Raw genomic sequence first — 14,026 nt, forward strand, 5'->3', positions numbered from 1 at the left:
CCCCGCCCCCCGACCAGGAGGACGACCATGCATCTGGAGATCACCCCGATCGACGCGCTGCGCCGCGCGGCCCGGCGGCCCGCGGCCGGCCCGGCCCTGCACTACGAGGAAGCCGCGATCGGCTACCCCGAACTGCTGGACCGGGCCGGGCGGCTCGCCGAGGTGCTCGCCGACGGCGGGGTGACGGCCGGCCGCCAGGTCGCCTACCTGGGCCTGAACAGCCCCACCCTGCTGGTGACCTACCTCGCCTGCAGCTGGCTGGGCGCCGCCTTCGTCCCCGTCAACCACCGGCTCGGCGCCGCCGAGGTGGCGGAGCTGCTGCGGGACTGCGAGGCGCACACCGTGCTGGCCGAACCGGGCCACGCGCCGCTGGTCGACCGGGCGTCCGGGGCCCGGCTGCTGCTCGTGGACGACGACCCGGCCGCCCCGGTGACGAGCCCGCCCGGCCCGCACTGGACGCCGCTCGCCCCGGCCCTGGCCGCCGCCGCCCAACCGCCGCGCGAGCCCGCGCCGCTGGACGCCGAGGACCTCGCCGTCCTGCTGTACACCTCGGGCACCACCGGCCGGCCCAAGGGCGTCCGGCTCACCCACGGCAACATCTGGTGGAACGCCGCCAACATCGACGCGGCGATGACCACCCGCGAGGACGACGTCAACCTGGTGGTCACCCCGCTGTCGCACATCGGCGGGCTCAACTGCTTCACCCTGCGCAACCTCGGCCACGGCGGCACCACCGTGCTGCGCCGCCGCTTCGACCCCGAGCGGACCCTGCGCGACCTGGTCGAACTCAAGGTGGACACCTTCTTCGCCGTCCCCTCGATGTACGCCCTGCTCGCCCGGCAGCCCGGCTTCGCCGAGGCCGACCTGTCCGCGCTGCGCGGCGCCGTGGTCGCCGGTGCGCCCGTCCCGGCCGCCCTCGTCCGTGACTACGCGGCGCGCGGGGTGATGCTCCAGCAGGCCTGGGGCCTGACCGAGACCGCCTGCTTCGCCAGCTACCTGCCGCCGGAGCTCACCCTGGCCAAGGCCGGCTCGGCGGGCCGGGCGATGCCCTTCACCCAGCTGCGGATCGTCGACCCGGAGACCGGCACGGACGTCGCCGGGCCGGAGCGGGCGGGCGAGGTCTGGGTGCGCGGCAAGCACGTCTCGCCCGGCTACTGGCGCGGCGAGGAGCCACTCCGGGACGCGGACGGCTGGTTCCGCACCGGCGACCTCGGGCGGCTGGACGCCGACGGCTGCCTCTACCTGGTCGACCGGCTGAAGAACGTGATCATCCAGAACGGCGAGAAGGTCTACCCCGCCGAGGTCGAACGGGCGCTGGCCGACTGCCCCGGCCTGCGGGAGCTCGCCGTCCTCGGCGCCGCCCACCCGGAGTGGGGCGAGACCGTCGTCGCGGTGGCCGTCGCCGAGCCCGGCAGCACCCCGACCCTGGATGGGGTACGGGAGTTCGGCGCGGCCCGGCTGGCGCCCCACAAGCTCCCGGTCCGGCTGTACCTGGTCGGGGAGATCCCGCGCAACGGCGCCGGGAAGGCCGACCAGGCGGCGCTGCGCCGGCTGCTGCCCGCGGCGGCGGAAACCCCCGGACCGCCGCGCCCGGACGGCCTGGCCGCACTGGTCGCGGCCGCGACCGAGTCGGCGCTCGGCTTCCCGCCCGGCCGCAGGTACGGCGCCGCCAGTTTCGCCGAGCTCGGCATGGACTCGCTCAAGGCCGTCGCCCTCCGCGACCGGCTGGCCGAGGCCACCGGCCTGACCCTGCCCGCCACCCTGGTCTTCGACCACCCGACCCCGGCGGCCGTGGTCGCGCTGCTGCGCGAGCGCCTGGGCGAAACCCCGGTCACCGAAAGGGCGGTCGAGCCCCGGGCCGCCGCGGAAGACCCGGTGGTGATCACCGGGATGGCCGTGCGCCTCCCCGGCGGCATCACCACCCCCGAGGAGCTCTGGCAACTGCTCACCGAGGAACGGGACGCCGTCTCCGGCTTCCCCGAGGACCGCGGCTGGGACCTCGCCACCCTCGCCGACCCCGACCCCGAGGCCCCCGGCCGCTCCGACACCCGGCACGGCAGCTTCCTGCGCGACGCCGCGCTCTTCGACGCCGACTTCTTCGGCATCTCCCCGCGCGAGGCCGCCGCGATGGACCCCCAGCAGCGGCTCCTGCTGGAGACCACCTGGGAGGCGCTGGAGCGGGCCGGGATCGCCCCGACCGACCTGCGCGGCCAGGACGTCGGGGTGTTCACCGGCGTGTTCGCCAACGGCTACACCGAACGCGTCCCGGTCTCCCGCTCGGCGGACGGCTACCGGGTCACCGGCAGCGCGACCAGCATCGCCGCGGGCCGGGTCGCGTACGTCCTGGGCATCCACGGCCCGGCCGTCGCGGTGGACACCGCCTGCTCCTCCTCGCTGGTCGCGCTGCACCTGGCGCTGCGCTCGCTGCGGGCCGGCGAGTGCACGACGGCACTGGTCGGCGGCGCGACGGTGATGGTCACCCCGGACGCCTTCGTGGAGTTCTCCCGCCAACGCGCCATCGCGCCCGACGGGCGGTGCAAGCCCTTCGCGGAGGCCGCGGACGGCACCGGCTGGGCCGAGGGCGCGGCCGTCCTCGTCCTGGAGCGGCTGTCCGCCGCCCGCCGGGCCGGACGGCGGCCGCTCGCCGTGGTGCGAGGGTCCGCCGTCAACCAGGACGGCGCCTCCAACGGGCTGACCGCGCCCAACGGCCCGGCCCAACAGCGGGTGATCCGCCGGGCCCTGGCCGACGCGGGGCTGCGCCCCGACGAGGTCGACGCGGTGGAGGCGCACGGCACCGGCACGGTGCTGGGCGACCCGATCGAGGCCCAGGCCCTGATCACCGCGTACGGGCCGGAGCGCGCCGAGCCGCTGCTGCTGGGCTCGGTGAAGTCCAACCTCGGGCACACCCAGGCGGCGGCCGGCGCGGTCGGCGTGGCCGCCACCGTGCTGGCGCTTCAGCACGGGGTGCTTCCCCGCACCCTGCACGTCGACCGCCCTAGCAGCCGGGTCGACTGGTCCGGCGGCGCGGTGCGGCTGCGGACCGGGACGGAGCGCTGGCCCGAGCGGCAGCGCCCGCGCCGGGCCGGGGTCTCCTCCTTCGGGATCAGCGGGACCAACGCCCACGTCCTGCTGGAACAGGCCCCGGCCGAGGAGCCGGCCCCGGTCGAGGAGGCTGCTCCGAAGGGGGGACCGGTGCCGCTGGTGGTGTCCGCCCGGACCCCGCAGGCGCTGGCCGCCCAGGCCGGGCGGCTTGCCGAGCTGCTGGACGGTGGGGCCAGGCCGCAGGACGTGGCGCTGTCCTCGCTCGCCGGGCGGGCCCTGTGTGAGCACCGGGCCGTCGTGCTGGCGGCGGAGCCGGCGGACGCCCGCGCTGCGCTGCGGGCCCTCGCCGCGGGAGGGGAGGCGCCCGGGCTGGTCACCGGCACCGTACCGGTGGACCGGGCGGACCGGGACGTGGTCCTGGTCTTCCCCGGCCAGGGCGCCCAATGGGCCGGAATGGGACGGGAGTTGTGGCAGGGCGAAGCGGTCTTCGCGGAGCGGATGGCCGCCTGCGAACGGGCCCTGGCCCGCCACGTCGACTGGTCGCTCGCCGACGTCGTGCACGGCGCCCCCGACGCCCCGCCGCTGGACCGGGTGGACGTGGCCCAGCCGGTGTCCTTCGCCGTGATGGTCTCGCTCGCCGCCCTCTGGGAGGCGTACGGAGTCCGCCCGGCGGCCGTCCTCGGCCACTCCCAGGGCGAGATCGCCGCCGCCTGCGTGGCGGGCGCGCTCTCCCTGGCGGACGCCGCCCGCACGGTCGCGCTGCGCAGCCGGGCCATCGGCGCCCGGCTCGCGGGCAGCGGCGGCATGCTCTCCGTACCGCTGCCCGAGCGCCGGGTCCGGGACTGGATCCGGGCCTGCGGCGGGGGCGTCGAGATCGCCGCCGTGAACGGGCCGGAGCGTACCGTGGTCGGCGGGGACGGCGCGGCGCTCAGCGCGTTCCACGCCGAGCTGGAGCGGCGCGGCATCGATGTGCGGATGATCCCGGTCGACTACGCCTCGCACACCGCCCGGGTCGCAGAGCTGGAACCGGAACTGCTGCAACTCCTCGACGGCGTACGGTCGTCGGCCCCGAGGGTGCCCTGGTACTCGACGGTCGACGGCGGCTGGGTCACCGGCCCGGTCGGGCCCGACTACTGGTACCGCAACCTGCGCCACCCGGTCCGCTTCGAACCCGCCGTCCGGGCACTCGCCGAGCAGGGCTTCACGGCCTTCGTCGAGGTCGGCGCGCACCCGGTGCTGGGCACGGCGATCGAGGCGACCCTGGCCGACGCCGGGGCGGGCCCGGCGGCCGCGGTCTGCTCCACCCTGACCCGGGGCGAGGGCGGCCGGGACCGGTTCGCCCGCTCGCTCGCGGAGGCGTTCGTCCGCGGTGTCCCCGTCGACTGGGCGCCGCTGCTCCCGCCCGGCGCGCGCCGGATCGACCTGCCGACCTACCCGTTCCGGGGGCGGCGGTACTGGCCGGAGCCGCCGGCCACCTCGGAGAGCGGCGGCGGCCTGTACCGCGTCGCCTGGCGGGACCTGCCCGCGCGGGGCGCGGCGCCCGTCACCGTGACGCCGGTCGCGGACCCGGCGGCGGCGCCGTCGGACTCCTCGGACTGGCTGCTGCTCCCGCCCGGCGACCGGGACGCCCGCGTCGACCGCGATGCCTCCACCGACCGCGATGCCTCCGGCGACCGCGATGCCTCCACCGACCGGGACGCCTGCGCCGACCAGCCGGAGCGCGTCCGGCGGTCGACCACCCGGGTGCTGACGGCCGTCCAGGCCTTCCTCGCCGATCCCCGGTGCGAGGACCGCCGACTGGTCGTCGCCACCCGCCACGGCGTCGCCACCGAGGACGGCGAACCGGTCGACCCCGCCGAGGCCGCGCTCTGCGGCCTGGTCCGCTCGGCACAGACCGAGCACCCCGGCCGCCTGCTGCTCGCCGACCTCGACCTGCCCGCCGAGGCGACCCCCGAGGACTGCGTCCGAGCGGTCGCCGCCGCCCTCGGCGAGGCGGCGGCCGCCGACGAGCCGCAGTTCGCCCTCCGCGGCGCGTCCGTGCGGGTGCCCCGGCTGGCCCCGGTCACCGCTGCGGCGGCGGACGGGCCGGCGCTCGACCCCGCCGGCACCGCGCTGCTCACCGGCGGCACCGGCCTGCTCGGCCGGCTGATCGCCCGCCACCTGGTGACCCGGCACGGGCTGCGCCGCGTCCTGCTCGCCTCCCGACGCGGCGCGGACGCCCCCGGAGCCGCCGAACTCTGCGCCGAACTATCCCAGTTGGGCGCCCGCGCCGAGGCCGTCCGGTGCGACGTCGCCGACCGCGACCAGGTGCGGGCCCTCATCGCGGGCGCACCCGCCGAGGCGCCGCTCACCGTCGTGGTGCACGCCGCCGGGGTACTGGACGACGCGGTGGTCGGCTCCCTGACCCCCGAGCGGCTCGACACCGTGCTGCGCCCCAAGGCCGATGCCGCCGTCTGGCTCGACCAGGCCACCCGCGAGCTCCCCGCGCCCGTCACGCTCGTGCTCTGCTCCTCCGCCGCGGGCGTCCTGGGCACCGCCGGCCAAGCCGGGTACGCGGCGGCCAACGCCTTCCTGGACGGCCTCGCGGCCCGCCGCCGGGCCGCCGGCCTGCCCGCGGTCTCGCTGGCCTGGGGATCCTGGGACGCCCCCGACGGCATGGCCGCCGCCCTGGGCCGCGCCGACCGCGCCCGGCTGGCCCGCACCGGCGTACGGCCGCTCCGACCCGCCGAAGGACTGCGGCTGTTCGACGCGGGCCTCGCCGACGGCCGGGCCGTGCTGGTCCCGCTCGCCCTGGACGCCGCCGCGATCCACCGCCCGGCCCCCGCGATGCTCCGCGACCTCGTCGAAGCCGGCAGCGCCGATTCCACCCGGGGCACCGCCGACCCCACGCCGGGCAGCACGGCTCCCGAGCCGCACGCCGTACGGCTGTTGGCCACCGACCCGGGCGCGCTGCTCGACCTGGTCCGCGCCGAGGCCGCCGAGGTACTCGGCGCGGACGAGCACATCCCGGCCGAGGAACCCTTCGAGTACGCGGGCTTCGACTCCCTGATGGCCCTCGAACTGCGCGACCGGCTGGCTCAGCTGACCGGCACCCGACTGCCCGCCACCCTGGTCTACGACCACCCCAACCCGACCGCCGTCGCCGAACAACTGCGCCACCTGCTGGGCTCCGCCCGGGAACGGCAGCAGGCGGCCGCCGCCCTCGACACCCTGGAGCGCACGCTCACGGCCGTGGACGAGGAGGCCCGCGAGGACCTCACCGCCCGGCTGCGCACCCTGCTCCAGCGGCTCGAACCGGCCGCGACCGCTGCCCGGGAGACGACCGTCTCAGCCGACGAACTGGCCGACGCCGACGACGACGAACTCCTCCGCTTCATCGACACCCGGCTCTGACCGGCACTGTGAGAGAGACACCGCGATGACCACCACCCTGCTGGCCGAACCCTTCCTCCGCGCCCAGCTGGAGTCCCTGGGCCTGGCCGTCGAGTACGTCCGCGCCGAGGGCGACCTGCTCTACCGGCGCGGCGACGACGGCCGCGAGCTCCCCGTCCTCGACCTCGTCGGCGGCTTCGGCGCCACGATCCTCGGCCACAACCACCCCGAACTGGTGGCTCTCGCCCGGGAGTTGCTGGCCGCCCAGGTGCCGGTGCACGCCCAGTTCTCACTGCACCCGTACGCCGAGACCGTCGCCCGCCGGCTCAACGACATCCTCCACCGGGACACCGGCGACCCGGGCCCCTACACCGCCGTCTTCGCCAACAGCGGCGCCGAGGCGGTCGAGGCCGCCGTCAAGCACGCCGAACTCGACCGCGGGTCGAAGGCCGCCGCGCTGCTGGCCCGGATCGACGAGGACCTCGACCGGGCCCGCCGGGCGGTGCGCGACGGCGCCGTCCTCTCCGCGGACGCCCAGGAGCTCGCCGAGGGCGGGGACTTCGAGGCCCTGGCCGCCGCCCTCACAGCCGTCAACCGGCCCCGGGCCGCGGAACCGCCGGTCCTGCTCGCCCTGGCGGGCGGCTTCCACGGCAAGCTCGTCGGCAGCGTCCAACTGACCCACAACCCGGCCGTCCGGGAACCCTTCCGCGCCCTGGCCGCCCCCTGCCGGTTCGTCCCCGCCGAGGACCCGGCCGCGCTTGCCGCCGCCCTCGCCGAGGAACGCCGGACCGTGCTGGGCCTCACGCTCACCGGCGGCACGGTGGACCTGGTCGAGCACCAACTGCCCCGGCTGTGCGCGCTGGTGCTGGAGCCCGTCCAGGGCGAGGGCGGAGTCCGCCCGCTCACCGCCGGGTACGCGCGCGAACTCCAGCGGATCTGCGCCGAGGCGGACTGCCCGATCGTGGTCGACGAGGTGCAGAGCGGCATGGGCCGCACCGGCACCTTCCTGGCGAGCTCCGCGATCGGGCTGCGCGGCGACTACTACGTGCTCGCCAAGAGCCTCGGCGGCGGCCTCGCCAAGGCCGCGGTGATGCTGGTCCACCACCGCCGCCACCGGCCCGAGTTCGAGCTGCTGCACAGCTCCACCTTCGCCAAGGACGCCTACTCCACCCTGATCGCCGCCCGCGCCCTGGAGCTGCTGGAGGCCGACGGCGGCGCCCGCTACCGGCAGGCCGCCGAACGCGGCGAACGGATCCTGGCCCGACTGGAAGGCGTGCGTGACGACTTCAAGGACGTCGTCGCGGACGTCCGCGGCCGTGGGCTGATGCTCGGCCTGGAACTCCACGACCAGGCCGACTCCGCCTCCCCGCCCCTGCGCGAGCTGTCCCGGGCCGGCGTCCTCGGCTACGCCGCCGCCGGCTACCTCCTCAACAACCACGCCCTGCGGGTCTTCCCGACCGCCAGCGCGACGACCACCCTGCGGATCGAACCCTCCGTCGACATCACCGACCCGCAGATCGACCAGGCCGAGACCGGCCTGCGCGCCCTCTGCGAGGTGCTCCGCGCCCAGGACGGCGAGCGGCTGCTCGCCCGCTGAGGACGAGCGGTTCCTCGCCCGCTGAGGAAGGGACCGCCGAGGCGCGTCCGGGAGCGAGTGCGCCCGGTACGCGCCCTGGTGGGACGGCGGCGTGCGCCGCACACTGACGGAGCGACAGCGACGCACTGTGCACGCACGACCGTCAGCGGGGGGCCGATGGAGTACGTACCGATCCTGCGTGGCAAGGCGGGCGAGTTCACCGCCCTGCGCAACATCAGCGCCGAGGTGCAGACACGCATCCGTCCGCTCCTCGAAGTCCACCCCGACCAGCGCCTGGCCGACGTCGTGCGGACCTTCGCCCGCCACGCCGGCGAGCACCTCCCCGCCCGCCTGGCCGTCACCGTCGACTGCGGCCGGCTCTGGCAGTACGGCGCGGTGGGGACCGGCTACCGCGGCCACGCCCTGCGGTGGCTCAGCGAGTCCTTCCAGGACTGGCTCCAGACGCTCATCCCGGCCTTCCGCACCACCGACCCGGTCGGCTCCCTCGACGAGATCCGCCAGGCCCAGCTGGCCCACGGCGCCGGCGGCTGCCTGCGGATCGACCTGCACCACCTGCCCGGCAGCCCGGGGGAACTGACCGAGGACGTACGCGCCGTCCTGGCCGCCGTGGCGCTCACGCCGCAGGACACGGACCTGCTGCTCGACGCCGGCTACCTGCCCGGCCCCGACGCGGTCACCGCCCTGGTGCCACGCGCGCTCGACGTCCTCGGCTGGGCCCGCGCACGGCCCTGGCGTCACATCGCGCTGGCCGCGGGGGCGTTCCCGCCGAGCCTGCGAGGGTTCCGGCCGTACGTCCTGACCGCGCTGCGCCGCCACGAGCTGGACCTCTGGGAACACGTCGCCCGCCGGGCGGGCGGCCCGCCGCCCGACTTCGGCGACCACGGCGTCACCCACCCCGACCCGCCGGAACCCGCCCGGGTCCGGGTCGCGCCCGCCAACCTGCGCTACACCGGTCGCCGTCACTGGCACGTCGTACGGGCGGTCGACGCGACGGGCCTGGAAGCCCTCCGGCTGTGCCGTCAGCTCACCCGGGCCGAGGTCTGGCGCCGCACTCACGCGGACCCGTCCTGGGGCCGCGAGGAGATCCACAGCCGAGCGATCGGGCTGGAGAGCGGCCCCGGCAACGTCGGCCAGCGCCGCGCCTGGGAGACCTCCCACCACCTGGCCGCGGTCGTCGGGGCCATCGCCGAGCGGGGCCGCCCCTGACGCCGCCGTCCGTGCCCTCAGCGCGCCGGGGTGAAGTCGGGCAGTCGGGCCAGGCCGTCGGCGACCGCCGCGAAGCCCCGGTCCAGCATCTCCAGCTCGTACTCCTCGACGGTGGCGATCAGTTCGGCCTCGCCGCGGTGGACGGCGGTGAGCGAGCGGCAGAGCCGCGCGGCGTCGCGGAACGCCGTGTTGGCGCCCTGGCCGGCGCTCGGCGGCATGGCGTGGACCGCGTCGCCGAGCAGGGTGACCGGCCCGGTGCCCCAGTGGGGTACGGGCTCGGCGTAGCGGATCGTCAGCGGCGAGCTGTTGCCGACATCGGACCGCCGGACCAGCTCGACCAGGTCGGGGTGCCAGTCGTGGATCAGGTCGAGCAGCCGGTCGCGCACCTCCGCCCAGCTCGAGGACCCGGCGGCGAGCGGCTCGGGCAGCATCACCACCCAGCGCAAGTAGCTCCCGGTGTCCGGCAGTTCGACCTCCGGCGCCAGCTCGGCCGCCGCGAGCCGGGGCGGCCGGCGGAAGTCCATCCGGCCGATCAACAGGCTGGCCCCGGGCCCCTGGACGAGGGTGCCGGCGCCCGGGACCAGGGCGCCGAGCCGCTCGGTCATCGGGGTGCGGCCCAGCAAGGCGCTGCCGGGCACGGCGGTGACCTCGGCGCCGGGCAGCAGCTGCCGCCGCACGGCCGAGCCCACCCCGTCCGCGCCGACCAGCAGGTCACCCACCACGCCGCTGCCGTCCGCGAACCGGGCCTCGACCCGGCCGTCCGGCCGCTCCCGGTACCCGACCACGGCCCGGCCGAACTCCACCCGGTCCCCGAGCCCGGCCAGCAGCAGCTGCCGCAGCACATGCCGGTCGGCGGCCGTGCCGCCCTCCGTCGGGCCGAGTCGGCTCAGCTCCGTCAACTGCTGGTCCACCAGCCGCCGTTCACCGGCGAGCGGCCCGGTCACCGCCTCCAGCAGGCCGTGCAGCCGGGACGGCAGGCACTCCCGCAGAGCGGCCAGCCCGGGTGCGTCCAGCCCGATCCGGAACCCCTGGTAGCGGCTGTCCGCCCCGCCCTCCCGCTCGAACACCCGCACATCGATCCCGGCCCGCACCAGGCCCTGCGCCAGGCAGAGCCCACCGATCCCGGCCCCGGCCACCAACACCTTCATGCTGCGCTCCCTCGTCCCGCTCGCCTGCCGTCCATTCCGTTGCAGCGTCAGCTTCGCCGACACCGCCCCCCGGGCGGCAGGCCGCTCCGTCATCGATCCGACATGACAGCCGTCACCCCTCGCGCGTGAACCCGTGGCTGCGCTCCACCTTCGCGACGTGCAGCGAGTAGCTCCGGTACCACTGGGCCCGTCCGCGCCGCTGGGCCGCGCGGTGCTCGAGGTCGGTGCGCCACCGGTCGAGGGCCTCGGCGTCGCGGAAGTACGCGACGGTGATGGCCAGTCCGGCGGGGGACTGGGCGTAGTCCATCCCCAGGTAGCCGGGGATGGACCGCACCGAGTCCTCCAGGCGGGCGTTGGTCTCGCGGTAGCCGTCCTGGTCGGCCGTCCGTACGGCGGTGAACACGGCCAGGTAGTAAGGGGGTTCGAAGGCCTGGACGGGCATGGCGGGCGGTTCCCGGTGATCGCTCATGGCGCCACCGTAGGGCGGGGACCGTCGATGATCCAGCGTCCCTCCAGGATGGGACGGAAGGAGGGACGGGAGGAGGGACGGGCGGTCAGGCGCCGATGGCACCCTGGTAGTTCGCGGCCTGGGCGGGGGTGAGGAGCTTGGAGACGCGGATCAGGACGGTGCCCTTGACGTAGTCGTACTCCATCAGCGCGGGCATCGACTTGACGGTGTCCTGGACGTACTTGGCGCGCCGTTCGGCGTCGGCCTGGGTGGCGAAGACCTCGACGGCGCCGCCGCGGGCCACCGAGTCGGCGTCCTCGCCGTCGACGTCGGCCGCCTTGATGCGGGTGTCGGTGAAGGTGACCTTCGAGGTGTACTGGCCGGGCCGGCCCAGGAGGTGGTTCGGGTCGTCCTCGGCGGTCACCGAGCGGCCGAACTGCGTGCTGGGGACGGCCATGGCGACCGTGGCGAAGGTGGCCGCGGCACTGCGGGCGATCGTGCCCGGGGCGACTCGGGTCGGGGCGGCGGAGGGGGTGTTCATGGTGAAGGTGGCACTGCCTGTGGCCGTGGGGGTGGTGGCTGCCGGTCCGGCGACGGAGGAACCGGAGGATCCGGAGCCGGAACTGCTGCAGGCGGCCGCCGTGGCGGTCAGGCCGACGGCGAGCAGGACGAGAACGGTGCGGCGCATGGGGTCTCCCCGGGTCGTGGTGCGGGTCGTCGGGGCGACGGTAGCGGTACGTACGGTCGGGTGCGGGCGGTGTGACGGGTCCGTGATCCGTTCGTCAGCCGACCGTGCCGAGCGGGACGGCCTGGTCGGTGACGGGGATCAGGCAGCGCTGTTCGCTGCACGCGCCGAAGCTGACGACGGCTTCGCTCGGCCCGGTGGCGGCCCGGCGGACCGGGAGGGTGACGGTGACCGCGCCGTCCGGGTAGACGGGCAGGTCCACGCCGAGGCCGAGCGGGCTGACGGTGCGCAGCGGGCGGTCGGCCCGGGCGGTGCCGTCCGGTACCAGGCCGCCGCGTACGGCCAGGCGGGTGGGCAGGCCGAGGCCGTCGATGCCGTCGGCGGGCAGGTCGACGCTGTACAGGTGGAACCCGGCCTCGTCGGGGGTGAAGGTGGCGCTGAGCTGCCGCCGCCCGTCGTCCGCGGTGGTGAGTTGGAGGGTGACGGTCACCCCGCCGCCACGGTAGGTGGCGGCGGGGGCGGCGGCCGGGGCCGGGTCGGCGGCGCAGCCGGCCGCTCCGAGGACCAGCAGGGCCGCGATCGCGCCGAGGGTCCGTCGGGCAAGGGTCATGCCTGCGCCCAGCGCTTGAGGAAGGTGGCGACGGTCGTGGCACTCATGGTGCGGGCGTCGGCGAAGGCGCCGTCGTTGCTGGCGGTGCGCACGGTGCCGTCGGGGGAGAGGACGACCAGGGCGGGGATACCGCTGCTCTGCAGGTCGACGTACTGGGCGGCCAGGTCGAGGTTGTGGTCGAACCTGCCGACGTCGATCGCGACGACCCGGTAGTCGTCCCGCAGCAGCGGGTTGACCTGCGGGGAGCGGAAGAGCTTGTCGAGGACCTTGCAGTCGGGGCACCAGTTGGCCCCGAAGTCGAGCAGCAGCGGGCGCTGGTCCCCGGCCGACTGGGCGAGGGCGGCCTTCACATCGGCTGTGGCGTCGCGGGTGGCGTCGTATCCGTCGGGCAGTTCGGCGGCCCCCGTCCCCGTCCCCGCCCCCGCCCCGGCACTCGCGGGCGCGGAGCCCGTCGGCGCGGGGACGGTTGGCGCGGCGGCCAGGGAAGCCTTCGAGGGGCCGGCGGCCGCCCGGTCGGTGGCGCTGCCGCGGGAGCTGCAGCCGGTGATGAGCACGGCCGTCAGGACGGTGCTGGTGAGCAGGGCGCGGCGGTGCCGCATGGGTTCCCCTTCCGGTGGTGAGTGGTCGGCCCGGGGAGGATAGCGGGGGCGGGGCCCGGACGACCGGCGATTACCTCGTCCGGGTGGAGTTCGCCGACGCGCCGCCACCCGCCTCCTTGCCCCCTGACCCCGGCCCCCCTGACCCGACGGAGGTGACGCCGTCAGGCCCGCTGCCCGGCCGCCTCCACAGCGCCCTGGACGGCCTTGACCCGCAGGTCGATGAAGGCCTGCCGGGGGTCGTTGAAGTTGGTGAACGGCTGCGGGATGTACTGGCCCAGCGCCTGGAACTGCGCCAGCGCCTCGGTGGGCCGCCCGGCCTTGGTCAGGGTGTACGCGAGCCAGCCGCGGGCGTAGCGGATCCGGGGGTGGTCGGGGTCGGCGGCCGCGAGGTCGGCGAGCGCGGCGTCGAGGGCGGCGCCGACCTCCGGGCGCTGCCAGGCGGTGGCCTTCTCTCCGTCCTGGGCGAACTGCTCGTAGTAGGCCTCCAGCTTGATCGGCGCGAGCAGGCTGCCGGCCGGTGCCGCGGCGATCGCCCCGTCGATGAAGCCGTGCATCAGCTCGTGGCTGCCGCGCCACTTGGCGCACCAGTACTGCAGCGCCCGGGCGTGCGCCGTCCATTGGTGCGGGTCACGCTCGACCAGCTCGGCCCAGAGCTGCCGGAAGCGGTCGTTGGGCCAGCCGAGGCCCATCGCGATGGGGATCTGGACGACCCACGGGTTGGGGTCGTCGGCGGGGGCGAGCGCGGCGGCCGCGACGGCGGCCTCCGCGGCCTCCGCCAGGATGCGGTGGAAGCCGTCGAACTGCTCACGGGTGACCTGGTTGGCGCGGGCGCTGGTCCGGACGTTCCAGGCCAGGTAGACCATGGCGTCCGCGTGCAGCAGTGCGGCGGTCGGGTCCTGCGGCCGCTCGGCGCGCCAGGCCTGCAGCCAGGCGTCGTCCTCGGCGGCCAGCTGGGCCAGTTCGCGCTGGCGGCGCCAGCGGAGGTCGGCGGTGGCTTCGACGCTGAGGTAGGCGGCGGCGGCCTGCCAGTCGCCGGCCTTGGCAGCGGCGAGGACGGCGGTCTCCTCGGCCCCGGGCTGGTCGTCCAGCAGGAGTTCGCTGCCGAGCAGCAGCCCGTGCTCGGCCGGGACGATGGTGTTCTTCGTCCGGGCTTCCTCGGCGAGCCGCGCCTCGTGCCTGGCGATGGTGGCCTTGGCCTGCTCCACCTGGGCCAGCTTGCGCTTGGTCAGCTTGGTCATGACGACCGGGAAGAGCAGGACGAGGCCGATGACAACCAGCACGATGATGCCGATCAAAGGTGTTCCTTCCGAGGTGTGACG

General features: G+C 76.0%; 9 protein-coding genes. 3 read left to right on the forward strand and 6 right to left on the reverse strand.

The features are described from left to right. Positions 1 to 27: 27 nt before the first annotated feature. The 3 genes from ACFVXG_RS28345 (at position 28) to ACFVXG_RS28355 (ending at position 9,217) form a co-directional block, all read left to right on the forward strand. Positions 28 to 6,435, forward strand: a complete 6,408-nt coding sequence (locus tag ACFVXG_RS28345) for an SDR family NAD(P)-dependent oxidoreductase (protein WP_387931272.1) — start codon at positions 28 to 30, stop codon at positions 6,433 to 6,435. A gap of 25 nt (positions 6,436 to 6,460) precedes the next feature. Then, on the forward strand, positions 6,461 to 8,011 hold the full coding sequence (locus tag ACFVXG_RS28350) for an aspartate aminotransferase family protein (RefSeq protein WP_387931273.1): 1,551 nt from the start codon (positions 6,461 to 6,463) through the stop codon (positions 8,009 to 8,011). A 156-nt stretch (positions 8,012 to 8,167) separates the two neighbouring features. Continuing rightward, positions 8,168 to 9,217, forward strand: coding sequence for a hypothetical protein (locus ACFVXG_RS28355; RefSeq protein WP_387931274.1), 1,050 nt, complete (start codon positions 8,168 to 8,170; stop codon positions 9,215 to 9,217). 17 nt (positions 9,218 to 9,234) lie between these two features. Here the strand turns inward: ACFVXG_RS28355 and ACFVXG_RS28360 are convergent, their stop codons facing one another. The 6 genes from ACFVXG_RS28360 to ACFVXG_RS28385 form a co-directional block, all read right to left on the reverse strand. Then, positions 9,235 to 10,365: an FAD-dependent oxidoreductase gene (locus tag ACFVXG_RS28360; RefSeq protein ID WP_387931275.1), complete on the reverse strand. Its 1,131-nt coding sequence runs from the start codon at positions 10,363 to 10,365 to the stop codon at positions 9,235 to 9,237. A 112-nt stretch (positions 10,366 to 10,477) separates the two neighbouring features. Then, positions 10,478 to 10,834: an antibiotic biosynthesis monooxygenase family protein gene (locus ACFVXG_RS28365; RefSeq protein WP_387931276.1), complete on the reverse strand. Its 357-nt coding sequence runs from the start codon at positions 10,832 to 10,834 to the stop codon at positions 10,478 to 10,480. Positions 10,835 to 10,919: 85 nt separating this feature from the next. Then, positions 10,920 to 11,501, reverse strand: coding sequence for a hypothetical protein (locus ACFVXG_RS28370; protein ID WP_387931277.1), 582 nt, complete (start codon positions 11,499 to 11,501; stop codon positions 10,920 to 10,922). 94 nt (positions 11,502 to 11,595) lie between these two features. Further along, the gene (locus ACFVXG_RS28375; RefSeq protein WP_387931278.1) at positions 11,596 to 12,108 is read right to left on the reverse strand and encodes a hypothetical protein; all 513 of its coding nucleotides are present in this window, start codon (positions 12,106 to 12,108) and stop codon (positions 11,596 to 11,598) included. Continuing rightward, positions 12,105 to 12,707 carry a thioredoxin family protein gene (locus tag ACFVXG_RS28380; protein WP_387931279.1) on the reverse strand — a complete coding sequence of 201 codons (603 nt, stop codon included), beginning with the start codon at positions 12,705 to 12,707 and terminating at the stop codon, positions 12,105 to 12,107. The genes ACFVXG_RS28375 and ACFVXG_RS28380 overlap by 4 nt, the downstream gene beginning before the upstream one ends. Before the next feature lie 161 nt (positions 12,708 to 12,868). After that, on the reverse strand, positions 12,869 to 14,002 hold the full coding sequence (locus tag ACFVXG_RS28385) for a hypothetical protein (protein WP_387931280.1): 1,134 nt from the start codon (positions 14,000 to 14,002) through the stop codon (positions 12,869 to 12,871). Positions 14,003 to 14,026 lie beyond the last annotated feature (24 nt).

Origin of the sequence: Kitasatospora sp. NPDC058162 (assembly GCF_042884005.1) — a bacterium.
Classification (GTDB): domain Bacteria; phylum Actinomycetota; class Actinomycetes; order Streptomycetales; family Streptomycetaceae; genus Kitasatospora.

What these genes read in the sequence shown, in the direction of transcription:
- ACFVXG_RS28345 (WP_387931272.1), top strand. Translation starts at nt 28, where the DNA reads ATGCATCTGGAGATCACCCCGATCGACGCGCTGCGCCGCGCGGCCCGG.
- ACFVXG_RS28350 (WP_387931273.1), top strand. Translation starts at nt 6,461, where the DNA reads ATGACCACCACCCTGCTGGCCGAACCCTTCCTCCGCGCCCAGCTGGAG.
- ACFVXG_RS28355 (WP_387931274.1), top strand. Translation starts at nt 8,168, where the DNA reads ATGGAGTACGTACCGATCCTGCGTGGCAAGGCGGGCGAGTTCACCGCC.
- ACFVXG_RS28360 (WP_387931275.1), bottom strand. Translation starts at nt 10,365, where the DNA reads ATGAAGGTGTTGGTGGCCGGGGCCGGGATCGGTGGGCTCTGCCTGGCG.
- ACFVXG_RS28365 (WP_387931276.1), bottom strand. Translation starts at nt 10,834, where the DNA reads ATGAGCGATCACCGGGAACCGCCCGCCATGCCCGTCCAGGCCTTCGAA.
- ACFVXG_RS28370 (WP_387931277.1), bottom strand. Translation starts at nt 11,501, where the DNA reads ATGCGCCGCACCGTTCTCGTCCTGCTCGCCGTCGGCCTGACCGCCACG.
- ACFVXG_RS28375 (WP_387931278.1), bottom strand. Translation starts at nt 12,108, where the DNA reads ATGACCCTTGCCCGACGGACCCTCGGCGCGATCGCGGCCCTGCTGGTC.
- ACFVXG_RS28380 (WP_387931279.1), bottom strand. Translation starts at nt 12,707, where the DNA reads ATGCGGCACCGCCGCGCCCTGCTCACCAGCACCGTCCTGACGGCCGTG.